This is a genomic window from Streptomyces sp. A0958 (assembly GCF_004795035.1).
GTDB lineage: Bacteria > Actinomycetota > Actinomycetes > Streptomycetales > Streptomycetaceae > Streptomyces.
In genome coordinates, this window is sequence record NZ_SSBK01000016.1 from 42,993 (window position 1) to 65,995 (window position 23,003).

18 protein-coding genes are annotated in these 23,003 nt (G+C 73.1%); 7 read left to right on the top strand and 11 right to left on the bottom strand.

What is annotated here, in order from left to right:
• Positions 1–45 precede the first annotated feature (45 nt).
• Genes E6P78_RS17785 through E6P78_RS17815 form a run of 7 tightly spaced genes read right to left on the bottom strand, consistent with a single transcriptional unit; the run spans position 46 to position 7,766 of the window.
• Entirely contained in the window at positions 46–867 is an 822-nt protein-coding gene (locus E6P78_RS17785; RefSeq protein ID WP_136204582.1) for a CoA ester lyase, read from the bottom strand.
• Positions 864–2,063 (bottom strand): CoA transferase, encoded by a 1,200-nt coding sequence (locus E6P78_RS17790; RefSeq protein WP_136204583.1) that lies wholly within the window; start codon positions 2,061–2,063, stop codon positions 864–866. The genes E6P78_RS17785 and E6P78_RS17790 overlap by 4 nt, the downstream gene beginning before the upstream one ends.
• Positions 2,060–2,944, bottom strand: coding sequence for a ribokinase (gene rbsK / locus E6P78_RS17795; RefSeq protein WP_136204584.1), 885 nt, complete (start codon positions 2,942–2,944; stop codon positions 2,060–2,062). The genes E6P78_RS17790 and rbsK overlap by 4 nt, the downstream gene beginning before the upstream one ends.
• On the bottom strand, positions 2,941–4,323 hold the full coding sequence (locus E6P78_RS17800; protein WP_136204585.1) for an ADP-ribosylglycohydrolase family protein: 1,383 nt from the start codon (positions 4,321–4,323) through the stop codon (positions 2,941–2,943). The genes rbsK and E6P78_RS17800 overlap by 4 nt, the downstream gene beginning before the upstream one ends.
• Positions 4,320–5,513 carry an ADP-ribosylglycohydrolase family protein gene (locus E6P78_RS17805; protein WP_136204586.1) on the bottom strand — a complete coding sequence of 398 codons (1,194 nt, stop codon included), beginning with the start codon at positions 5,511–5,513 and terminating at the stop codon, positions 4,320–4,322. The genes E6P78_RS17800 and E6P78_RS17805 overlap by 4 nt, the downstream gene beginning before the upstream one ends.
• The gene (locus tag E6P78_RS17810; RefSeq protein WP_136204587.1) at positions 5,449–6,657 is read right to left on the bottom strand and encodes an ADP-ribosylglycohydrolase family protein; all 1,209 of its coding nucleotides are present in this window, start codon (positions 6,655–6,657) and stop codon (positions 5,449–5,451) included. Before E6P78_RS17810 ends, E6P78_RS17805 begins: the two co-directional genes overlap by 65 nt.
• A complete protein-coding gene (locus tag E6P78_RS17815) occupies positions 6,654–7,766 on the bottom strand; it encodes an ADP-ribosylglycohydrolase family protein (RefSeq protein ID WP_136204648.1) in 1,113 nt (370 codons plus the stop codon). Before E6P78_RS17815 ends, E6P78_RS17810 begins: the two co-directional genes overlap by 4 nt.
• 270 nt (positions 7,767–8,036) lie before the next feature.
• Here E6P78_RS17815 and E6P78_RS17820 point away from each other — a divergent pair, with 270 nt between their 5' ends.
• The 3 genes from E6P78_RS17820 to E6P78_RS17830 all read left to right on the top strand — a co-directional run bounded on the left by E6P78_RS17820 (position 8,037) and on the right by E6P78_RS17830 (position 15,204).
• The gene (locus tag E6P78_RS17820) at positions 8,037–8,771 is read left to right on the top strand and encodes a VIT1/CCC1 transporter family protein (RefSeq protein ID WP_136204588.1); all 735 of its coding nucleotides are present in this window, start codon (positions 8,037–8,039) and stop codon (positions 8,769–8,771) included.
• 393 nt (positions 8,772–9,164) lie between these two features.
• Positions 9,165–13,751 (top strand): glutamate synthase large subunit, encoded by a 4,587-nt coding sequence (gene gltB, locus E6P78_RS17825; RefSeq protein WP_136204589.1) that lies wholly within the window; start codon positions 9,165–9,167, stop codon positions 13,749–13,751.
• Positions 13,744–15,204 carry a glutamate synthase subunit beta gene (locus tag E6P78_RS17830; protein ID WP_136204590.1) on the top strand — a complete coding sequence of 487 codons (1,461 nt, stop codon included), beginning with the start codon at positions 13,744–13,746 and terminating at the stop codon, positions 15,202–15,204. Before gltB ends, E6P78_RS17830 begins: the two co-directional genes overlap by 8 nt.
• A 117-nt stretch (positions 15,205–15,321) precedes the next feature.
• Here E6P78_RS17830 and E6P78_RS17835 read toward each other — a convergent pair whose 3' ends face one another.
• Together E6P78_RS17835 and E6P78_RS17840 are read right to left on the bottom strand one after the other, a co-directional pair.
• Positions 15,322–16,551 carry an SLC13 family permease gene (locus tag E6P78_RS17835; RefSeq protein ID WP_136204591.1) on the bottom strand — a complete coding sequence of 410 codons (1,230 nt, stop codon included), beginning with the start codon at positions 16,549–16,551 and terminating at the stop codon, positions 15,322–15,324.
• A 35-nt stretch (positions 16,552–16,586) separates the two neighbouring features.
• Complete coding sequence (locus E6P78_RS17840) at positions 16,587–17,510, bottom strand: rhomboid family intramembrane serine protease (RefSeq protein WP_136204592.1); 924 nt, start codon at positions 17,508–17,510, stop codon at positions 16,587–16,589.
• Between the two features lie 186 nt (positions 17,511–17,696).
• Here E6P78_RS17840 and E6P78_RS17845 point away from each other — a divergent pair, with 186 nt between their 5' ends.
• The 4 genes from E6P78_RS17845 (at position 17,697) to E6P78_RS17860 (ending at position 20,978) form a co-directional block, all read left to right on the top strand.
• Complete coding sequence (locus tag E6P78_RS17845; RefSeq protein WP_136204593.1) at positions 17,697–18,203, top strand: pyridoxamine 5'-phosphate oxidase family protein; 507 nt, start codon at positions 17,697–17,699, stop codon at positions 18,201–18,203.
• Between the two features lie 60 nt (positions 18,204–18,263).
• Positions 18,264–18,875 (top strand): TetR/AcrR family transcriptional regulator, encoded by a 612-nt coding sequence (locus E6P78_RS17850; protein WP_136204594.1) that lies wholly within the window; start codon positions 18,264–18,266, stop codon positions 18,873–18,875.
• Positions 18,876–19,084: 209 nt separating this feature from the next.
• Complete coding sequence (locus E6P78_RS17855; RefSeq protein WP_018555593.1) at positions 19,085–19,288, top strand: cold-shock protein; 204 nt, start codon at positions 19,085–19,087, stop codon at positions 19,286–19,288.
• A gap of 85 nt (positions 19,289–19,373) precedes the next feature.
• Complete coding sequence (locus E6P78_RS17860) at positions 19,374–20,978, top strand: DEAD/DEAH box helicase (protein WP_136204595.1); 1,605 nt, start codon at positions 19,374–19,376, stop codon at positions 20,976–20,978.
• Between the two features lie 32 nt (positions 20,979–21,010).
• Here E6P78_RS17860 and E6P78_RS17865 read toward each other — a convergent pair whose 3' ends face one another.
• Together E6P78_RS17865 and E6P78_RS17870 are read right to left on the bottom strand one after the other, a co-directional pair.
• Positions 21,011–22,015: an ankyrin repeat domain-containing protein gene (locus E6P78_RS17865; protein ID WP_240799249.1), complete on the bottom strand. Its 1,005-nt coding sequence runs from the start codon at positions 22,013–22,015 to the stop codon at positions 21,011–21,013.
• 39 nt (positions 22,016–22,054) lie between these two features.
• Complete coding sequence (locus E6P78_RS17870; RefSeq protein ID WP_136204596.1) at positions 22,055–22,963, bottom strand: hypothetical protein; 909 nt, start codon at positions 22,961–22,963, stop codon at positions 22,055–22,057.
• Between the last annotated feature and the right edge of the window lie 40 nt (positions 22,964–23,003).

Consider the following 23,003-nt stretch of genomic DNA (forward strand, 5'->3'; position numbering starts at 1 on the left):
AGGGCCGCCGAGATTCTCGGCGGCCCTCACCGTTGTGCGGTGTCCTCAATCGCCGGACGGGCTTGGTTTGGCCAGCGCGAGCGTTCGTTGCGCTTGCGCAACCACCGCCGCGTCCACGAAGCGGCCGTCCGGAAGGGCCTGGGCTCCTGCCTGGGAGCGGGCCGCCTCCACGATCTGCCAGGCCGCCTCGACCTCCCGCGGTGTCGGCCGGAACGCCCGCTCGATCACCGGGAGCTGCCGGGGATGGATCGCCGCCCGGCCGAGGAAGCCCAGCGCCCGGCCGTGGGCGCACGAGGACAACAGGCCGTCCAGGTCCCGGACGTCCGGGAAGACCGACTGGGCGGGCGGTGCCAGGCCGGCCGCGCGGGCGGCGACCACCACCCGGCTGCGCGACCAGTCGAGCCCCGCGTCCTCCCGTACGCCCAGATCGGCCCTCAGGTCCGCCTCGCCCAGGGCGATGGCGCGGACCTGGGGATGGGCGGAGGCCACCGAGTACGCGTGCTCGATGCCGAGGGCGGACTCCAGCAGCGGGCAGAGGGCGACCCCGGGGGCCAGCGCCGCGATGTGGTGGACGGACGCGGCGTGGGTGATCTTCGGCAGCCGCAGCCCGCCGAGACCCGGCAGCCCCGCCAGGGCCAGGACGTCCGCCTCGTCGTTGACCCGGACGTGGACCGGCACCGCCGTGGCGGAGGGCGGGTCGGACAGGAGCTCCGCCGTCGCCGAGCGCGCGTACTCCTTGCGGTCGGGGGCGACCGCGTCCTCCAGGTCGACGATCACCACGTCCGCCCCCGACACCGCCGCCTTGCGGATCACGTCGGGCCGGTCCCCGGGCACGTACAGCAGGGTGAGCGGGGCCGGCGCGCTCACAGCACCCGCTCCGCCCGCAGCGCCGAGATCTCCGGGCCGCTCAGCCCCAGCTCGGTGAGGATCTCCTCGGTGTCGGCCCCGTGCGGGCGGCCCGCCCAGCGGATGGCCCCCGGGGTGCGGGAGAGCCGGAAGAGGACGTTCTGCATCCGCAGCGGGCCCAGCTCCGGGTCGTCCACCTCGGTGACGGAGTCCAGGGCCCGGTACTGCGGGTCCTCCATCACGTCCCGGACGTCGTGGATGGGCGCGATGGCGGCCTCCGCCTTCTCGAACGCGGAGAGCGCGTCATCCCGGGTGTGCCGGGCGATCCAGCGGCCGACCGCCTCGTCCAGCTCGTCGCTGTGCTCGGCACGGGTGGCGCCGGAGGCGAACCACGGCTCGTCGATCAGGTCCGCCCGCCCCACCAGGCGCATCACCCGTTCCGCGACGGACTGCGCGGAGGTGGAGACGGCCACCCACTGCCCGTCCGAGGTGCGGTAGGTGTTGCGCGGGGCGTTGTTGCGCGAACGGTTGCCGGTGCGCGGCTGTACGTATCCGAGCTGGTCGTACCAGAGCGGCTGCGGGCCGAGCACGGTCAGGATCGGCTCGATGATCGCCATGTCGACCACCTGGCCCTCGCCGGTGCGGTCCCGGCCGGCCAGTGCGGCCATCACCGCGAACGCGGTGGCGAGCGCCGCGATCGAGTCGGCCAGCCCGAACGGCGGCAGCGTCGGCGGCCCGTCCGGCTCCCCGGTGATCGCCGCGAAGCCGCTCATCGCCTCGGCGAGCGTCCCGAAGCCGGGCCGGTGGGCGTACGGACCGAACTGGCCGAAGCCGGTGACGCGGACCAGCACAAGGCGCGGGTTGACGGCGTGCAGCTCCTCCGGTCCGAGCCCCCAGCGCTCCAGCGTCCCCGGCCGGAAGTTCTCGATGATCACATCGGTGCCGGCGGCGAGCCGCAGCAGCAGATCGCGGCCGTCCGGGCAGGACAGGTCCAGCGTCAGGTTGCGTTTGTTGCGGCCGAGCAGCTTCCACCACAGGCCGATGCCGTCCTTCGCGGGCCCGTGGCCCCGGGACGGATCGGGGCGGGTCGGATGCTCGACCTTGATCACCTCGGCGCCGAAGTCACCGAGCATCGTCGCGCAGAGCGGGCCCGCGAAGAGGGTGGCGAGGTCGACGACGCGCAGCCCGGTCAGCGGCGCCGCCTCCGGGGCGTTCACGCGGCGTCGATTTCGCTGCGGTACGGCATGGAGACCGAGGCGCCCGGTTTCTGTACGCACAGCGCGGCGGCCGCCGAGGCCCAGGCGATGGCCTGCGGCACCGGGCGCCCCTCGCCGAGCGCCACGGCGAGCGTGCCGACGAAGGTGTCCCCGGCTCCGGTGGTGTCGACGGCGGTGACGCCCGGGGCCGGGAAGTGGGTGGTCCGGCCGCCCCGGGCCGCGTACAGGCAGCCCTTCGCGCCGAGCGTGATGAGCACCGCGGGCACCTGGCTGAGCAGGATCTCCGCCGCCGCGTACGGGTCGTCGTGGCCGGACAGCTCGGCCGCCTCGTGCTCGTTGGGAACGAGCAGGTCCACGCAGTCGAAGAGTTCGGCGGGCAGCGGCTGCACGGGGGAGGGGGTGAGCAGGGTCCGTACGCCCTGGGCGTGGGCGGCCCTGGCCCCCTCGGTCACGGCGGACAGCGGCAGTTCCAGCTGGAGCAGCAGCAGATCGGCTTCGGCGATGGCGGCGATCTCGCCCGGGCCGAGCGAGGTGACGGTGCCGTTGGCGCCGGGGACGACCACGATCGCGTTGGAGCCCTCGGCGTCGACCACGATGTGCGCGGTGCCGCTGGGGCCCTCGGCGGTGTGCAGCAGATCGGTGTCGACGCCCGAGTGCTCCAGGCTTTCCCGCATCCGTACGCCGTACTCGTCGTTGCCGACCGCTCCGATCATCAGCACCTCACCGCCCGCACGGGCCGCGGCGACGGCCTGGTTGGCGCCCTTGCCGCCGGGGATGGTGCGGAACTCCCGGCCGGTGACGGTTTGGCCGCGCTCCGGGGCCCGGTCGACGTAGGCCACAAGATCCATATTGGTGCTGCCGAGCACCGCGACTCTGGTCATGGGCGGAGTGCCTCCTCGTGGGTGAGCCGGTGGGTCAGGTCGGCCAGGGTGTCGAAGCCGGCCGAGTCGAAACCGGGGACGGATGTGGCGAGCCGGTTCTTGAGCGGGGTGGTCCACCGGTCGGGCAGCGCGTCGGGACGCCCGGAGAGCAGTCCGGCGAGCGAACCGGCGGTCGCGCCGTTGGAGTCGGTGTCCCAGCCGCCGGACACCGCCCGGCAGACGGAACCGGTGAAGTCGCCGTCGGCATGGGTGAGGGCGGCGGCCAGCAGGGCCGCGTTGGGCAGCACATGCACCCAGTGATACCTGCCGTACGCCGCGTGCAGCCGGTCGACGACCGTGTCGAAGTCCTTCTCATCGCGGGCGGCCGCGATGCCGTCCCGTACCGCGCGGGCGTACCGCGAGCGCGGCGGCACCACCCGCAGGCCGGTGGCCAGGCAGCCGTGCACATCGGTCTCGCCGGCGGCGGCCTCGGCCAGGGCCGCCGCCGTGAACATCGCACCGTAGACGCCGTTGCCGGTGTGGGTGAGGACCGCGTCGCGGTACGCCTGCTCCGCCGCCCCGGCCGGGTCGCCGGGGCGGGTCCAGCCGTGCACGTCGGCCCGGATCTGCGCCCCGATCCACTCCCGGAACGGGTTGCGGTGGCGGGCGGTGTCCGGCGGCTCCACACCGTCGAGCAGATTGCGGTACGCGACCCGCTCGGCGGTGAACGTACGCCCTGCCGGAAGCTCGTCCAGCCACAGCCGGGCCAGGTCGGCGGTGGTGAACGACCTGCCGTGCCGCTGGAGCAGCAGCAGGGTGAGCAGCGGGTGGTTCAGGTCGTCGTCCTCGGGCATCCCGTCGATGTTCTCGGCCAGCGAGGTGGCCGCGGAGCGCCGGTTCCACGGGTAGGTGGCGGCCAGTGCCGGGGGCAGGCCCCGGGCGGTGAACCAGGTGTTCAGCGGCCAGTTCCCGGTGGCGCGGGCGAGGGCGCGGATGCCCTCCAGCGGCAGCTTCTCGACCGGTTTGCCCAGCAGGCAGCCGGCGGCGCGCCCCAGCCACGCCGCGTGCAGCCGTTCGCGGCCGGCCGCCGCCTGCCCGGCCCGGGGATACGGCCACTGCGGGCAGGCGGCCCGGATCGCGTCCAGGCTGGTCGGTTCGTCGTCCGCCGACGGGGACTCCAGCAGGGCGAGTTCGTCCAGCAGCCGCTCGGCGACCGCGCGCAGCCCGGGCGGGGCGCCGGGGGTGGAGGCGCCGGCGCGCTCCGGGGCGGGGGAGCCGCCGGCCTCGTACCACCGGCGTGCGATGTCGCGTGCGTCGCGCCCGTCCTCGGCGGCCTGCCGCAGCTCGTGGCCCACCAGGTCCTCCGGCTGCACCCAGGTCACACGCACCGCCGTGGTCACGGTGTGCCCGCCAGCGCGGCGAAGGCGGCCTCGTGGGCCCGGCGGCGGGCGGTGTCCTGTGCGAACACCTCGCGGGCCACCTCCGCCAGGGTCCGGGCCGGGGCGTGCAGATCGAGGCGGCTGGCCTCGGCCACCGTTGCCGTCCAGTCGGCGGGGACGGCCCGCTCGCCGTGCAGGGCGCCCGCGAGCGCGCCGCTCATGGTGGCGATCGAGTCGCAGTCGCGCCCGTAGTTGACCGAACCGAGCACCGCCCGCCTGTAGTCCCCGCCGGCGACGAGCAGCATGCCGAGCGCGACGGGAAGTTCCTCGATGGCGTGCAGCCGTGACGGGCGGCGGGCGCCGAGCGAGGGGGCGCGGTAGTCGGGGCCGACGGTGTCGAAGGGGGCGACGGCCTCCCGCAGCGGGCCGAGCGCCGGTTCGAAGTCCTGGTAGCGGGCGGCGGTTTCGCAGACGGCCTCGATGGCGGCCCGGGTGCCGTCCTTGGCCAGCGACAGGCAGGTCTCCACGACCGTGGCGGGCGTCGCCCAGGGCGCGCAGGCCGCGGCGACGGCCGCCGCGAAGACGCCCGCCGCCTCCCTGCCGTAACTGGCCTGATGGGCGCCCGCCACATCGAGCGCCTCGGCGTACGCGGCGTGCGGATGGGCGGCGTTCACCAGGCCGACCGGCGCCATGTACATCGCCGCCCCGCAGTTGACGATGTTTCCGCAGCCCGCCTCGCGCGGGTCGACGTGCCCGTAGTGCAGCCGGGCGACGATCCACTTCTCGGCGAGGAAGACCCGCTGGAGCGGCAGCGCCTCGGCCTCCAGCTCCGGAATCCAGCGCGGCCGGCCGATCAGCTCCGGTACGAGGTGGTCGGCCACTGCGTACGCGTCGAGATGGCCGCGCACCTTCCCGTACACCCGCACCAGCGCATGGGTCATCAATGTGTCGTCGGTGACGTGGCCATCCCCCTTGTGGTACGGGGCGATCGGGCGGGCGGTGCGCCAGTCGTCGCCGTCCCACGGGCCGACGACACCGGTGACCCGGCCGCCGTGGCGCGCGACGATCTGCTCCGGGGGGCGGCCCTCGACCGGGCCGCCGAGCGCGTCGCCGACCGCGGCGCCGACGAGGGCGCCCGCGATCCGTTCATCGAGCGTGGGTGTCGTGGGGGACGCGGGCGTCGCGGGCGCCAGGGGCACTGTGGATGTCATGTCCGAATTGTCCACCCGCGAGTGCCGGTTCCGTGTCTGCCAGCAGCCCGGCGAGTTCGATCAGATCCGTGTCCGCGAGACGGGGCAGCGCGCACCCGGCCAGCGTCCGGCACGCCTCGCGCCAGCCGTCGGGCACGGAGCCGAGCGACCCCAGCGCGCCGGTCAGCGCCCCGGCCAGGGCGGGCGCCGAGTCCGCGACCCGGGACAGGCAGGCCGCGGCGGGCACCGCCTGCGCGAGGTCGCCCCGGGCCGCGGTGGCCAGCGCCAGGGCGACCGGGACGGTCTCGGCGGCGGCGATCCCGTAGCTGTAGACGTGGTCCACGATCTGGTGCTCCAACACGGGGACCAGGGCGAACGCACCGGCCCGCTCACCGGCGAACTCCCGGGCGATCCGGACCGCGTGGGCCGCGTTGCGGGCGATCTCGGTGCCGTCGGGGAGCTGGGCGAGCGCGGCGTTCACCGCGGTGTCGACATCCGCCCCACCCAGCGCCTCGGCACTCGCGGCGGCCATGGCCCGCGCCCCGTGCACCCCGTCGCCGTCCTGCGTGTAGCGCGCGTCGAACTCCGCGAGGCCGGCCGCCGCGACCGGGTCCCCGGGGTGTACGACGGCGAGCACGGCCGCCCGTACGCACGCCGCGTCGTCGAAGTAGTGCGGGTTGTCGTGGCCGGTGGCGGGCGGGCGGAGTCCGGCGGCGAGGTTGCCGAGTCCGGCGCGTACCGAGATCCGGGCGCGCAGCGGCAGCACCGCCGACTCGACCTCGGGCGCCCGGGCGGCGGCAGCGGCGACCTCGGCGGCCAGGGCGTTCCAGGCGCTGTCCACGGCGGCCCGCATCCGGCGGCCCGGGTCGAGGCCGCCCCAGGGGCCGGTGGCCGAGGCGAGCACGGTCCCCGCCGCGAACGCCGCCCATTCGGCGTCGTCGGACGGGCCGAGCCGCAGCGGCTCGGGCGGCTGGTTGAGCGCGATGGGCACGGGCAGCGTGGTCGTCGCGTTCTGCTCGGCGAAGGTGTCCAGTTCGCGGGTCAGGCGCCGGGTCCACTCCGGCATCCGGGCCGCCCGGTGCCGCGCGGCCGGCCACCCCGCCGCGTCCCCTGCGGCCAGCCCGATCAGCAGCCCCTCGATCCGGGCCCGCCGCACGCCGCTCACCGCCGCACCGCCGGGGCGTCCGGCCGCTGGGGGCCCTCGCCGCCCGTCTCTCTTCGCGCCCCGTCCGGCGCGAGCAGATCCGCGATGTCCAGGACGTGGTAGCCGCGCATCGAGGGCAGGCAGCTCCCGCGCACCGGGCCGATCGCGTCCGCCCAGACGCGCGGGACGGCCGACGCCCCGTGCAGCGCCCCGGCGAGCGCCCCCGCCACCGCGGCCGTCGTATCGGCGTCCCGGCCCATGTTGACCGCCGTCAGCACCGCCGTACGGAAGTCGCCGCGCGCCGCCGCGAACGCGCCGAACGCCAGGCCCACCGCCTCCGGCGCCAGGTCCGTCCACGGGTAGCCGCCGACCACCACCGCCGAGCGCACCGCGCGTTCCCCGGTGAGCCGGTCGGGGTACGGGCGCCGCGCCGCCGCCACCGCGCGGCGCAGCGAGCGGGCCGTCCAGGAGTCCATGGGGACGACGGAGAGCGCGGCGGCGATCACGGAGGTGACCCCGGCCCCGGTCATCGCGGCCGCCACCCCGGCGGCCACCGCCTGGCCGCCGTAGATGCCCTCGCCCTCGTGGCTGACCCGGCCGTCGACCGCCACCAGTCGGGCCGCCTCGGCGGGGCGCCCGGCCGCGAAGACGCCGAAGGGCGCGGCCCGCATCGCCAGGCCGTCGCTCCAGGCGTGCCGGTGCTGGGCGGAGATGGGGGCGGCCAGGCCCCGGCGCAGGTTCTCCAGCGTGCCGCGCTCGCTGAACCCGGCGCCCCGGAACGGCCCCTCGTCCAGGTCCGCGATCCACAGCCGCCAGGCCCGCTCCACGTGGGTGACGGTGAGCGCCGAACCGTGCCGGGCCAGCAGCAGCCCGGAGAAGATCGCGTACTCGGTGTCGTCGGTGCCCGCCGGGTCGTCGCTGACGAAGCCCTCGATCCGGCCCCAGCGGCGGCGGATCTCGGACGGCCGCATGTTCTCCGCCGGGGCGCCGAGCGCGTCGCCGACCGCGAGGCCGAGCAGCGCGCCCCTGGCCCGGTCGCCGGGCCCGCCCCGGTCCGGGTCGGCCGGAGACCGGGCCGTCCGTGTGCCGCCCGCCCGCGGTGCCGTCGGATTTCCTGCGACCGTCTCCATCGCGTCGACCCTTCGCTCGTACCGAGCCAGTTCTCGTCCCTGTGGGATCTGTGCCACGCGGAGCCGGTACGAAGGCCGGTAATCGCCACAAAAGGGCCACTCGGATGAACCCCTCCGGACAGCAAGGCAAGCCGTACCTATCCGGTTACGCAGGGTGGTAAGTACGGCCTGCCTTGCTGGCGGGGGCCGTTTTTCGTGCGTACTTTCGATGGTGTCGAGCGGGGGCGGAGCGGGTGAATTCCGGTCCCGGAGAAGGGGAGAGGGACAGCTGTGGCCATCATCGAGACCGACGCCGTACTGCACGAGGCGCACCGGGACAACCACACCCACCGTGATGTCAACGGCGGCTGGCTGCGTCCCGCGGTCTTCGGTGCGATGGACGGGCTCGTCTCGAACCTGGCCCTGATGACCGGTGTCGCGGGCGGCGCCGTCTCGCACCGCACCATCGTGATCACCGGTCTGGCCGGTCTCGCCGCCGGTGCCTTCTCCATGGCGGCCGGCGAGTACACCTCCGTTGCCTCCCAGCGCGAGCTGGTCGAGGCGGAGCTGGACGTCGAGCGGCGGGAGCTGCGCAAGCACCCCGTGGACGAGGAACGGGAGCTGGCCGAGCTCTACGTGACCCGGGGGGTGGAACCCATGCTCGCCCGTGAGGTCGCCCGGCAGCTCTCGCGCGACCCGGAGCAGGCGCTCGAAATACACGCCCGCGAGGAGCTGGGCATCGACCCCGGCGACCTGCCCTCCCCGCTGGTGGCCGCCGTCTCCTCGTTCGGCGCCTTCGCGCTGGGCGCCCTGCTGCCCCTGCTGCCCTACCTGCTCGGCGCGGACACGCTGTGGCCGGCCGTGCTGCTCGCCCTGGCCGGGCTGTTCGGCTGCGGCGCGGTGGTGGCCCGGGTCACGGCCCGCAGCTGGTGGTTCAGCGGTCTGCGGCAGCTGGCGCTCGGCGGTGCGGCCGCCGCGATCACCTACGGTCTGGGCTCGCTGTTCGGTGTGGCCGTCGGGGGCTGAGGCGGCCCGCGGTCACGCGATCGGCCCGTTTCCCTGTGTGCCGTCCGTGTGACGTACGTCTTGGTCCGCGCCACTGGGCGGGGCGGCCACACACGTCGTAAAATGAGTCCCTATGCAGGGCTGCACATAAGTAGCCATTACCCGGCGGTTTCGCTTTCTCTCCCACCGGGCAAGAGCCGTAGACGCCATAGGCAACGAGGCCTGTGCTCCGCGGGTCCCGGGCGCCGATCCTCCGACAGCGACCCCTCCCACCGTCATCGACGGTGTCCGTATGTTGGATCGATCCATCCGCTTTGTGAGAAGCGACCCATCATGTAATCTGCATCAACTTTTCGCAGAGGGCCAACGTCGTCCCTCGGCAACGCATATGCCACGACGACGACGGGAGAGCCGATGCGCACCGACGCCTGGTCGCCCATGGACGGTCGCCCCGCCCCGCAGGGGATGTACGACCCCCGCAACGAGCACGACGCCTGTGGCGTGGGCTTCGTAGCCACACTGACCGGTGTGCCCGGCCACGAGATGGTCGAGCAGGCGCTGACCGTCCTGCGCAACCTCGAACACCGCGGCGCCACCGGATCGGAGCCCGACTCCGGTGACGGTGCCGGAATCCTGCTCCAGGTGCCCGACGCCTTCCTGCGCGCCGAGGCCCCCTTCGCCCTCCCCGACGCCGGTGCCTACGCCGTCGGCATCGCCTTCCTGCCCGCCGACGACTCCACCGCGGCCGTCGCCGCCCTGGAACGGATCGCCGGCGAGGAGGGCCTGAACGTCCTCGGCTGGCGCCAGGTCCCGGTCACCCCCGGCATCCTCGGCAACGGCGCCCGCGCCACCATGCCCGAGTTTCGCCAGCTGTTCGTCGCCGGCGGCGCCTCCCGGACGGAGTCCGGGGGAGGCGAGATCACCGGCATCGCCCTGGACCGCAAGGCCTTCGTGCTGCGCAAGCGCGCGGAGCGCGAGGCCGGGGTCTACTTCCCGTCGCTCTCCGCCCGCACGATCGTCTACAAGGGAATGCTCACCACCGGGCAACTGGAACCCTTCTTCCCCGACCTCTCCGACCCCCGCTTCGCCACCGCGGTCGCACTGGTCCACTCGCGCTTCTCGACGAACACCTTCCCGAGCTGGCCGCTCGCACACCCGTACCGTTTCGTCGCGCACAACGGCGAGATCAACACGGTCAAGGGCAACCGCAACTGGATGAAGGCCCGCGAGTCCCAGCTCGCCTCCGGCCTCTTCGGCGACGCGCCGCTCGACCGGCTCTTCCCCGTCTGCACCCCCGACGCCTCCGACTCCGCCTCCTTCGACGAGGTCCTGGAGCTGCTCCACCTCGGCGGCCGCTCGCTGCCGCACTCGGTGCTGATGATGGTCCCCGAGGCGTGGGAGAACCACGACTCCATGGACCCGGCCCGCCGCGCCTTCTACCAGTACCACTCCGCGATGATGGAGCCCTGGGACGGCCCGGCCTGCGTCACCTTCACCGACGGCGTCCAGGTCGGCGCGGTCCTCGACCGCAACGGCCTGCGCCCCGGCCGCTACTGGGTCACCGACGACGGCCTCGTCGTGCTCTCCTCCGAGGTCGGCGTCCTGGACATCGACCCCGCCAAGGTCGTCCGCAAGGGCCGCCTGCAGCCCGGCCGCATGTTCCTCGTCGACACCGCCGAGCACCGCATCGTCGAGGACGACGAGATCAAGGCGTCCCTCGCCGCCGAGCACCCCTACCAGGAGTGGCTGGAGACCGGCGAGATCGAGCTGGAGGACCTCCCCGAGCGGGAGCACATCGTGCACACGCACGCCTCCGTCACCCGCCGCCAGCAGACCTTCGGCTACACCGAGGAAGAGCTGCGCGTCATCCTCGCCCCGATGGCCCGCACCGCCGGCGAGCCGCTGGGCTCCATGGGCACCGACTCGCCCATCGCCGCGCTCTCGGCCCGCCCCCGGCTGCTCTTCGACTACTTCACCCAGCTGTTCGCGCAGGTCACCAACCCGCCGCTGGACGCCATCCGCGAGGAGCTGGTCACCTCGCTGCGCTCCACGCTGGGCCCCTCGGGCAACCTCCTGGAGCCGAACGCCGCCTCCTGCCGCAGCGTCGCGCTGCCCTTCCCGGTGATCGACAACGACGAGCTGGCCAAGCTCATCCACATCAACGCCGACGGCGACATGCCGGGCATGAAGGCCGCCACGCTCTCCGGCCTCTACCGGGTGAGCGGCGGCGGCGAGGCGCTGGCCGCGCGGATCGACGAGATCTGCACCGAGGTCGACGCCGCCATCGAGGACGGCGCCCGCCTGATCGTCCTGTCCGACCGGCACTCCGACGCCGAGCACGCGCCGATCCCCTCGCTGCTGCTCACCTCGGCCGTCCACCACCACCTCATCCGCACCAAGCAGCGCACCCAGGTGGGCCTGCTGGTCGAGGCCGGTGACGTCCGCGAGGTCCACCACGTCGCCCTGCTGATCGGCTACGGCGCCGCCGCGGTCAACCCGTACCTGGCCATGGAGTCCGTCGAGGACCTGGTCCGCGCCGGCACCTTCATCGAGGGGATCGAGGCCGAGCAGGCCATCCGCAACCTCATCCACGCCCTGGGCAAGGGCGTCCTGAAGGTCATGTCCAAGATGGGCATCTCCACCGTCGCCTCCTACCGGGGCGCCCAGGTCTTCGAGGCCGTCGGCCTCGACCGGGCCTTCGTCGACCGGTACTTCAACGGCACCGCCACCAAGATCGGCGGCGCCGGGCTCGACGTCATCGCCAAGGAGGTCGCCGCCCGGCACACCAAGGGCTACCCCGCCTCCGGCATCTCCGCCTCGCACCGCGCGCTGGAGATCGGCGGCGAGTACCAGTGGCGCCGCGAGGGCGAGCCGCACCTGTTCGACCCGGAGACCGTCTTCCGCCTCCAGCACGCCACCCGCAACCGCCGGTACGACATCTTCAAGGAGTACACGGACCGGGTGAACGAGCAGTCCGAGCGGCTGATGACGCTGCGCGGCCTGTTCGGCTTCACGTCGGACCGCCAGGCGATCGACATCGACGAGGTCGAGTCCGTCGCGGACATCGTCAAGCGCTTCTCCACCGGCGCCATGTCCTACGGCTCGATCTCCCGCGAGGCGCACGAAACCCTCGCCATCGCCATGAACCAGCTGGGCGGCAAGTCCAACACCGGCGAGGGCGGCGAGGACGCCGACCGCCTCTACGACCCGGCCCGCCGCTCGTCCATCAAGCAGGTCGCCTCCGGCCGCTTCGGTGTCACCAGCGAGTACCTGGTCAACGCGGACGACATCCAGATCAAGATGGCCCAGGGCGCCAAGCCCGGAGAGGGCGGCCAGCTGCCCGGCCACAAGGTCTACCCCTGGGTCGCCAAGACCCGGCACTCCACCCCGGGCGTCGGCCTCATCTCCCCGCCGCCGCACCACGACATCTACTCCATCGAGGACCTGGCTCAGCTGATCCACGACCTCAAGAACGCCAACCCGGCGGCCCGCATCCACGTGAAGCTGGTCTCCGAGGTCGGCGTCGGCACGGTCGCCGCCGGTGTCTCCAAGGCCCACGCGGACGTCGTCCTCATCTCCGGCCACGACGGCGGTACGGGCGCCTCCCCGCTCACCTCGCTCAAGCACGCGGGCGGCCCCTGGGAGCTGGGCCTCGCCGAGACCCAGCAGACGCTGCTGCTCAACGGCCTGCGCGACCGCATCGTCGTGCAGACCGACGGCCAGCTCAAGACCGGCCGCGACGTCGTCATCGCCGCACTGCTGGGCGCCGAGGAGTTCGGTTTCGCGACCGCCCCGCTCGTCGTCTCCGGCTGCGTCATGATGCGCGTCTGCCACCTCGACACCTGCCCCGTCGGCATCGCCACCCAGAACCCGGTCCTGCGGAGTCGCTTCTCCGGCAAGGCCGAGTACGTCGTCAACTTCTTCGAGTTCATCGCCCAGGAGGTCCGCGAACTCCTCGCCGAACTCGGCTTCCGTACGATCGAGGAGGCCGTCGGCCACGCCGAACTGCTCGACACCGACCGGGCCATCACGCACTGGAAGGCGCAGGGCCTGGACCTCACACCGCTGTTCCACGTCCCCGAACTGCCCGAAGGCGCGGTCCGGTACCGGAACACCGAGCAGGACCACGGCCTGGCCAGGGCCCTCGACAACGAGCTGATCAAGCTCGCCGCCGACGCCATCGAGGCCGACAGCCCCGAGGCCGCCCAGCCGGTCCGCGCGCAGATCGCCGTCCGCAACATCAACCGGACGGTCGGCACCATGCTCGGCCACGAGGTGACGAAGAAGTTCGGCGGTGCGGGCCTGCCCGAGGACACCATCGACGTCACCTTCACCGGCTCCGCCGGCCAGTCCTTCGGCGCCTTCCTGCCGAGCGGCATCACCCTGCGCCTGGAGGGCGACGCCAACGACTACGTCGGCAAGGGCCTGTCCGGCGGCCGCGTCATCGTCCGCCCGGACCGCGGCGCCGACCACCTCGCCGAGTACTCCACCATCGCGGGCAACACCATCGCCTACGGCGCCACCGGCGGCGAACTGTTCCTGCGCGGCCGCACCGGCGAGCGGTTCTGCGTCCGCAACTCCGGCGCCACCGTCGTCTCCGAGGGCGTGGGCGACCACGGCTGCGAGTACATGACCGGCGGCCACGCCGTCGTCCTCGGCGAGACCGGACGCAACTTCGCGGCCGGCATGTCCGGCGGCGTCGCATACGTCATCGACCTGAACCGCGACAACGTCAACGCCGGCAACCTCGGCGCCGTCGAGGAGCTCACCGACACCGACGAGCAGTGGCTGCACGACGTCGTGCGCCGCCACCAGGAGGAGACCGGCTCCACCGTCGCAGGGAAGCTCCTCGCCGAGTGGGACACCGCGGTGGCCCGCTTCAGCAAGATCATCCCGTCCACCTACAAGGCAGTGCTCGCCGCCAAGGACGCCGCTGAGCTCGCCGGTCTCTCCGAGCAGGAGACCACCGAGAAGATGATGGAGGCGGCGACCAATGGCTGACCCCAAGGGCTTCCTGACCACCGGCCGCGAGGTCGCCCGGACCCGCCCGGTGAGCGAGCGCGTCAAGGACTGGAACGAGGTCTACGTTCCCGGCTCGCTGCTCCCGGTCATCAGCAAGCAGGCCGGCCGCTGCATGGACTGCGGCATCCCGTTCTGCCACAACGGCTGCCCGCTCGGAAACCTCATCCCCGAGTGGAACGACTACGCCTACCGCGAGGACTGGTCCGCCGCGTCCGAGCGGCTGCACGCCACGAACAACTTCCCGGAGTTCACCGGGCGGCTGTGCCCGGCCCCCTGCGAGTCGGCGTGCGTGCTCGGCATCAACCAGCCGGCCGTCACCATCAAGAACGTCGAGGTCTCGATCATCGACAAGGCGTGGGACAGCGGTGACGTCACCCCGCAGCCGCCCGAGCGCCTCTCCGGCAAGACCGTCGCCGTCATCGGCTCGGGACCGGCCGGACTCGCCGCCGCCCAGCAGCTGACCCGGGCCGGTCACACGGTCGCCGTCTACGAGCGCGCGGACCGCATCGGCGGACTCCTCCGCTACGGCATCCCCGAGTTCAAGATGGAGAAGTCGCACATCAACCGCCGCATCGAGCAGATGCGCGCGGAGGGCACCAAGTTCCGCACCGAGACCGAGATCGGCCGGGACATCGACGCCGCGAAGCTGCGCCGCCGCTACGACGCCGTGGTCATCGCCGCCGGTGCCACCGTCTCGCGCGACCTGCCCGTCCCGGGCCGTGAGCTGAACGGCGTGCACTTCGCGATGGAGTACCTGCCGCTCGCCAACAAGGTGCGGGAGGGCGACCTGACGGTCTCCCCGATCACCGCCGAGGGCAAGCACGTCGTCGTCATCGGCGGCGGCGACACCGGCGCCGACTGCGTCGGCACCGCGCACCGCCAGGGCGCCCTGTCCGTCACCCAGCTGGAGATCATGCCCCGGCCGGGCGAGGAACGGAACGCCAACCAGCCCTGGCCGACCTTCCCCATGCTCTACAAGGTCACCTCCGCGCACGAGGAGGGCGGCGAGAGGGTCTACTCCGTCTCGACCACGCACTTCGAGGGCGACGCGGACGGCAACGTCCAGGCCCTCCACCTTGTCGAGGTGGAGTTCAAGGACGGTAAGCTGGAGCAGAAGCCCGGCACCGAGCGGACCATCCCCGCGCAACTGGTCACGCTCGCGATGGGCTTCACCGGCACCGACCAGGCCAACGGCCTGGTCCAGCAGTTCGGTCTGGAACTCGACGCACGGGGCAACATCGCCCGTGACGAGGACTACGCCACCAACGTCGACGGCGTCTTCGTCGCCGGAGACGCGGGCCGCGGCCAGTCCCTCATCGTGTGGGCCATCGCCGAGGGCCGCTCCGCGGCAAGCGGCGTGGACCGCTTCCTGACCGGAGCCAGCGCACTGCCGGCCCCGATCCGCCCGACGGACCGTTCCCTGACGGTCTGACACGGCACACAGACGTCCCGTACAACGGCGTACGGAACTGAACGCGGCGCCTGCCCGTCCCCGACCGGACGATTCGGCAGGCGCCGTGGCGCGTCCGGGGGCAGCCGGCGCCCGGCCTCAGACGGTCAGGGCCAGCGCACAGGTCGCGGCGCCCGTCGCCCCCACCGCCAGCACCAGACCGGTCAGCGCGAAGCGCCGTACACCGATGCGCGTCCCCTGCCACCGGCACCGCTCGAACCACAGCAGCGTCGCCAGCGATCCCCACGGGGCGACGAGCGGCCCCGCGTTGACCCCGACCAGCAGGGCGAGCAGCTGGTGGTGGTTGCCCGCCGGGACGACCGCCTCGCCCGCCACGTACGCCGGAAGGTTGTTGAGTACGTTGGCGAGCCCGGCGCCGACCCCGGCCGTACGCAGCATGCCCGCGAAGCCGTCGTCCGAGCCGACCGCCCGTACCAGCAGCTCGTGCAGCCCGTGCGCGTCGACCGTCTCCACCACCAGGAACATCCCGGGCACCAGGACCAGCAGCCGCCACGGCACCAGCGACAGGCGCAGCTCCTCGCGGCGCCGCACCGCGTAGGCCGCCACCACGACCGCCATCGCCACCAGCGAGGCCGCCCACAGCGGCACGTCCACGACCAGGATCGCCAGCAGGAACCCGGCGCACGCCACCGAGCAGACGCCCAGCAGCACCCGGTCGTCGGGGGAGGGCACCGGCGGCGGGGTGTACGTGTCGGAGCCCCGCCGACCGCGGCGCCAGTAGAACACCCACAGGCACAGCGCCGTCATCCCGATCGCGGCCAGCTGCGGCAGCCACATCACGGCCGCGAGCCCGGTGGGCGTCAGCGCCACCCGGTCCGCCGCCAGCAGGTTGGTCAGGTTCGACACCGGCAGCAGCAGGCTCGCGGTGTTGGCCAGCCACACCGTCGTCATGGCGAGCGGCACCGCCGCGATGCCCACCCGGCCGGCCAGCGCCAGCATCACCGGCGTGAGCAGGACGGCCGTGGTGTCCAGGTTCAGGGTGATCGTGGTGAGCGAGGCGAACGCCACGCACAGCCCGAACAGCAGCGGATAGCGGCCCCGGCCCGCCCGGGCCACCCAGGCCGCGACCACGTCGAAGACCTGGGCCCGGCCCGCCAGCTCCGCCAGCACGATCACGGTGGCCAGGAACGCCAGCAGCGGCCCGACGCGCCGCATCTGGTCCTGCGCCGGACCGGCGGGCAGCAGCCCGGTCGCCGCGGCGATCACACCGACCAGGAGCAGCCCGCCCGCCAGCCAGTCCAGCGGATGCAGCCGCCGGACCAGGGCACCGAGGCGCGAGCCCCCCGGCGTGGAGTGATCGTTCCGCATGCGGTCATCGTGTCAGACCGGGCACCCGCCCCCGCTCAGCCCGTCAGCGCGGACGTCTTGAGGACCACCAGCAGCACCAGCACCGCAGCCAGCACCACGCACCCGGCCGCCTGCACCGCCGTACGCCGCCCGGCGGGGGCGTACGCGTACACGACCGTCACCGCCGCCCCGGTGAGCAGCCCGCCCAGGTGCGCCTCCCAGGAGGTGAAGCCCGCCGAGATCAGCATCCAGACCAGGAACACGGCCAGGAAGCGGTTCACCGCCCGCATGTCCCGGCCCAGGCGCCGGCCGATGACGTAGAACGCCGCCGCGAGACCGAAGATCGCCCCCGAGGCGCCGACCGTGTCGCCGGACGGCGCGACCAGGTACACCAGCACCGAACCGCCCAGCGCCGCCAGCAGATACAGGGCGAGGAAGCGGACCCGGCCCAACTGCTCCTCGACCACCCGGCCCAGGTTCCACAGCGCGTACATGTTGAACACGATGTGCAGCACCCCGAACGGCACCGAGCCGAACGACGAGCCGTCCGGCGGCAGATGGAGGAAGGCCCCGGTCAGCAGCCGGTACCACTCACCGTCCACCACCCCGAACACGTCGTACCCGGGGTAGCCCCCGTCGACGTACACGTACCGCCCGCCGTCCGGACCGGACAGCCCGGCCCCCGCCATCGCGAACCGGTCGACGATCCCCGGGCGGATCAGCTCGGCCAGGTACGCCAGGATGTTGAGGCCGATCAGCACATAGGTGACGATCGGCACCGCGTTGCGGGGCACCGCACCGCCGAACGCGGTCCGCGCCTGCCGGATCGAGCGCTGCCCCTCCTTCACGCACTCCACGCACTGATGGCCGACCGCCGCCTCGCGCATGCAGCTCGGGCAGATGAAGCGCTCGCAGCGGACGCAGCTCACGTACGTCTCGTACGAGGGGTGGCGGTAGCACGTGGTGACGGCGGCCTCCATGGCCGGCTCCTTCGTCTGTACGGGGACCAGAGGCCGGTGGGGGCGGCGGCGATCAAGATAGCGAACGCGGCACGGCACCCCGCACCCGGGCTCCGCAGGTCACGACGGCACCCGAACGGGTGGGCCACGGCCCCTCCCGCCGGAAACCCGACAGAGGATGTCGGGTTTCCCGAGTTCGATGGCGTCATGACTCCGATTTCCTGGACAGACTTCCGGACCGCCGAGCCGGCCCTCGCCGACACCGTGCGTCGGCGGTTCGAGCGGTACCGCCACCACGTCCTCGCGACGCTCCGCACGGACGGGTCGCCCCGGCTCACCGGCCTGGAGGTGGACTTCTGGCGGGACGAGCCGCACCTCGGGATGATGCCGAACTCCCGCAAGGCCCTCGACCTGCGCCGCGACCCCCGATTCTGCGTGCACGCCAACCCCGGGCCCGACGCCGAGATGGCCGACGGGGACGTCCGGATCTCCGGGCGCGCGGTCGAGGTGACCGATCCGGACGTACTCGCCCGCTTCATCGACGAGAGGAAGCCGCCCGAGCCCTTCCACCTGTTCCGCGTCGAGCCGACCGAGGTGGTGCGCGTCGGCCTGAAGGGCGGCGACACCCTCGTCATCAGCACCTGGCGGCCCGGCCGGCCGCTGCGCACGATCCGCAGGGGCAACGACGAGGGGACGCTCTCCGGGGACCTCTGAGCGCGGCCTCCCGGCCCGGGGCCGCGCGGCGGGCGGGGCGGCGGGGCGGAGAATGGGCGGGTGCCTACCAAGAAGAAGCCCCAGGGGACCCCCTCGCCCGAGCGCCGCGCCGAACTGCTCGCCACCGCCGCCGAGGTCTTCGCCGCCCAGGGATACAACGCCACGACCGTGCGCAGGATCGCGGACGCGGCCGGAATGCTCGCGGGCAGCCTCTACTACCACTTCGACTCCAAGGAATCGATGGTGGACGAGATCCTCTCCACCTTCCTGAACGAGCTCTGGGAGGGGTACGACGCCGTGCTCGAAGCCGGGCTCGGCCCCAGGGAGACCATCGAGGCGCTGGTCACCGAGTCCTTCCGGGAGATCGACCGGCACCGCGACGCCGTCGCCATCTACCAGAAGGAGGCCCGGCACCTGGCCGCCCAGCCGAGGTTCCAGTACCTGGACGACTCGCAGCAGAAGTTCGAGAAGGCGTGGCTCGGCACCCTGGAGCGCGGCGTCGCCGACGGCACCTTCCGCGCCGACCTGGACATCCGCCTGACCTACCGCTTCGTCCGCGACACCGTCTGGGTCGCCGCGTCCTGGTACCGGCCCGGCGGGCGGCACAGCCCCGAGGAGATCGCCCGCCAGTACCTGTCGATGGTCCTGGACGGAATCGCCCTGCGGCACTGAAACGGCCGAGATCACCCGCCGCCCGCCGCCGGATCGTGCTACGGTAGTCCCGTTGCAGTTTTGGTACCCATGAACTTTATGTGCGCCTGACGGGAATGCTTCGTCAGGCGCTTTATTGTTTTCCGGCTTTCTCCGGATGGGGCTCAATGCGGCGACTTGGAATTCGTAAAGTGCGAATTTCCGGCACTGCACCTCCTTAGGAGAATGACATGGCTACTGGAACCGTGAAGTGGTTCAACTCTGAAAAGGGCTTCGGCTTCATCGAGCAGGACGGCGGCGGCGCCGACGTCTTCGCCCACTACTCGAACATCGCCACCTCGGGCTTCCGCGAGCTCCTTGAGGGCCAGAAGGTCACCTTCGACGTCACGCAGGGCCAGAAGGGCCCGCAGGCGGAGAACATCGTCCCGGCCTAATCGCCGGACGCGTACCTCGCAGCCGGGGCCCGCACCGTCAAGGTGCGGGCCCCGGCTCGTGCTGTCCCAGGAGGGCAATTCCGTTATGACCCGCTCCGAACGTCAGGACCGTCCCGCCCGCAACCGCCCGTCGAGGGGGCGCGGCACGGCCCAGGCAAAGGCAACCGCACAGGGTTCCGGCAAGGGAACCGGAAAGGCGTCGCCCCGTCGCAGGGCCACGCCGCCGCAGGGCGAATTCGCGCTGCCCGAGACCATCACCCCCGCACTGCCCGCCGTCGAGGCGTTCGCCGAGCTGGACATGCCCGCCGCCCTGCTGAAGACCCTTGCCGCGCAGGGCGTCACCGAACCGTTCCCGATCCAGGGCGCCACCCTGCCGAACTCGCTGGCCGGCCGGGACATCCTCGGCCGGGGCCGCACCGGTTCCGGCAAGACCCTCGCCTTCGGCCTCGCGCTCCTGGCCCGCACCGCCGGCCGCCGCGCCGAGCCGAAGGCACCCCTGGTCCTCGTCCTCGTCCCGACCCGCGAGCTCGCCCAGCAGGTCACCGACGCCCTGACGCCGTACGCCACCGCGGTCAACCTGCGCCTGGCCACCGTCGTCGGCGGCATGTCGATCACCAAGCAGTCGGCCACGCTGCGGCGCGGCGCCGAGGTGCTCGTCGCGACCCCGGGCCGGCTCAAGGACCTCATCGAGCGCGGCGACTGCCGCCTGGACCAGGTCTCGATCACCGTCCTGGACGAGGCCGACCAGATGGCCGACATGGGCTTCATGCCGCAGGTCGTCGCCCTGCTCAAGCAGGTCGAGCCGGACGGGCAGCGGATGCTGTTCTCCGCGACCCTGGACAAGAACATCGACCGCCTGGTCAACATGTTCCTCACCGACCCCGTCGTGCACTCGGTCGACCCGTCCGCCGGTGCGGTCACCACCATGGAGCACCACGTCCTCCATGTCCTGGACGAGACCGACAAGAAGGCCGTCGCCACGAAGATCGCCGCCCGCGAGGGCCGCGTGATCATGTTCGTGGACACCAAGCGCGCCGCCGACCGCTTCGCCAAGCGGCTGCTGGCCAGCGGGGTACGGGCGGCCGCGCTGCACGGCGGGCGTTCGCAGCCGCAGCGCAACCGGACCCTGGACCAGTTCAAGAACGGCCAGGTCACCGCCCTCGTCGCGACGAACGTGGCGGCGCGCGGCATCCACGTCGACGACCTCGACCTCGTCGTCAACGTGGACCCGCCCACCGACCACAAGGACTACCTGCACCGCGGCGGGCGCACCGCGCGCGCCGGCGAGTCCGGCAGCGTCGTCACGCTGGTGCTGCCCGACGAGAAGCGGGACATGACCCGGCTGATGCAGGACGCGGGCATCGCGCCGCGCACCACCCGGATCAAGTCCAGCGACGAGGAGCTGTCCCGGATCACCGGGGCGCGCGAGCCGTCCGGTGTCGCGGTCGTCATAGAGGTACCCCAGCCGACCCAGCCGAAGCCGCGCACGCGGCCGGCCGGAGCCGGCACGGGCACCGGCACCCGGGTCCGCTCGGGCAGCCGGGGCCGCGGACGTCGCGGCGGCGGTGGCGCGGGCGGCACCGGCACGCAGGGCACGAGCGGGACCGGCGGCGCCTCACGGGGAACCGGCGGCGCCTCGCGCGGGACCGGCCGGGGCGGCGCGCCCACGCGCAGCCGCCGCGCCGCCTAGCTCGACCCGCTCCGGCATCGAGGGCCGGGCGATCAAGCCCCTCCGGCGATCGAGGAGCGGGGGTTCAGGGGCAGCGCCCCCGCGACCTCCGCTCCGAACGCCCGACGCGCCCCGTCCCCGCTCGCACACCACGCGGCCGCCGCCTGCCGGGTCTCCTCGTCGCCCCGCTCGGCCAGCGCCTCCACCGCCACCCGCCAGTTGTCCAGCCCCGGGCCCCCGGACCGCAGCGCCCGGCGGGCCAGCTCCTCGTAGGGGGCCCGGACGCCGAGTTCGCCCTCCAGGGCCGTGGCGATCGCGCCGTGGCCCGTCTGCTGGTCCCGGCCCGCGAACGACTGTCCGTCACGCACCAGTTCGACGGTGAGGGTTTCGCCACCGTCGACCACATCGCGCCGCACCACGACCTCGTACGCCGCCTCGGCCCCGTACATCTCGTGCAAACCGGCCCGCAGTTCCTGCTCCAGGTCGGTCTCCAGCAGGCGCCGCGCCTCGCCGAGTGCCTTCTCGACCGTGTGCCGTCGCGCTCCCGCGCCGTGCCGCAGCAACTCCCGTACGGTCGCGAGCGAACCCCGGCGGGCGGCCGTCAGCAGCGGCGCCTCGCCCTCCGGGCCCGGGCGGCACGGGTCGGCGCCGTACGCGAGCAGCACGCCCGCCGTCCGCGCGTGACCGAGCCCCACCGCCCAGCGCAGCGCCGTGAACCCGAACTGCTCGGGCAGATCCGGCCGCGCCCCGGCGGCGAGCAGCGCCTCGACCACCTCCGTATGACCCCCGCACGACGCCCCGCACAGCGGCAGATCACCCGACTCCGGCCCGCAGGCCCGGTCGGGGTCGGCGCCCGCCGCGAGCAGCAGGCGCACCGCGCCCGGCCGGTCCGAGACCGCCGCGAGGTAGAGCGCGCTCATCCCCTCCGCGTCCACCGACTCGGCGGACGCGCCGGCGCGCAGCAGCCGTACGACGGCGTCGTCGCCCTCGTACAAGGCGTCGAACAGGCTCTGCCCGCCCGCCGCCCCCACGGCCCGCAACCTCGGATCTTCTGTCACATTTCGACTGTAATACGCCGTGTGCGAAAGCCCGTCGGCTCAGGTCGTGCAGTCGAGCACCGTGCGGCACAGCGCACACCTGGCCCGCACCCGGCCCCGGACGGGCACCCTGTTGCGCTGGTGGCAGGTGGGGCACGGGAAGGAGACCCGCAACCCGTCCCCGGCGGTCTCGAAGGCGTACGGGACCTCCCGGCCCGGGGCCGCGCCCCCGCCCGGATGGTCCTGCGCGTACCGCCGGTCCCTGGCGTACCTGCGGCGGCCCGCCCAGCCGGCCGCCGTGAGCGGCGGCTGCGCACTCTCCCGCAGGGCCCGCGCCCGGCCCTCCTCGTACGCGGTGTACGCCTGCGGGCTGGTGAACCACGGCGAGGGGTCCTCGCCGAACACGAGCGCCCGCTTGGCCAGGACGTACCCGAACTCCTCCGGCGTGAGGTAGCCCAGCTTCTGGCTGGTGACGGCGTCCTCGCGGAACGCGTCCAGCAACAGCCAGCCCGCCCCCAGATAGGCCGCCGCCGTGTCGGTCAGGATCTCGTTGTCACGGGTTCCGGGGAATCCGAGGCCGAGCCGGTGCAGCAGCACGTGCGTGACCTCGTGCGACAGGGCCGCGCCGATGTCCCGGCGGTGCGTACGGAAGCGGTCGTTCAGCTCGATGAAGTACTCGGGGCCCGCCGCGAGTTCGACACTGCCCGCGTGCTCCATCGCACGGAACGCCACGATCATCCGGGCGTCCGGCAGCCGGAAGTGGCGCACCATCGCCCGCGCCACCCGCTGCGCACCCAGGTGCAGATCGTCCGTGTCGGCGAACGCGGCGTCCACGGGGGCGAGGCTGGAGGCGAACTGCTGCACACCGTCGTACGAAAGGCGCCGGTACAGCGCGGTGATCGCCGAGCGGACGGTGGCCAGATGCGGGAAACCGTGCTCCACCGGGCTGCGGCGGGGGCTGTCCGTCACGTCCCCACCCCCGCTCCCGCGACGCTCGACTCCTCCCCAC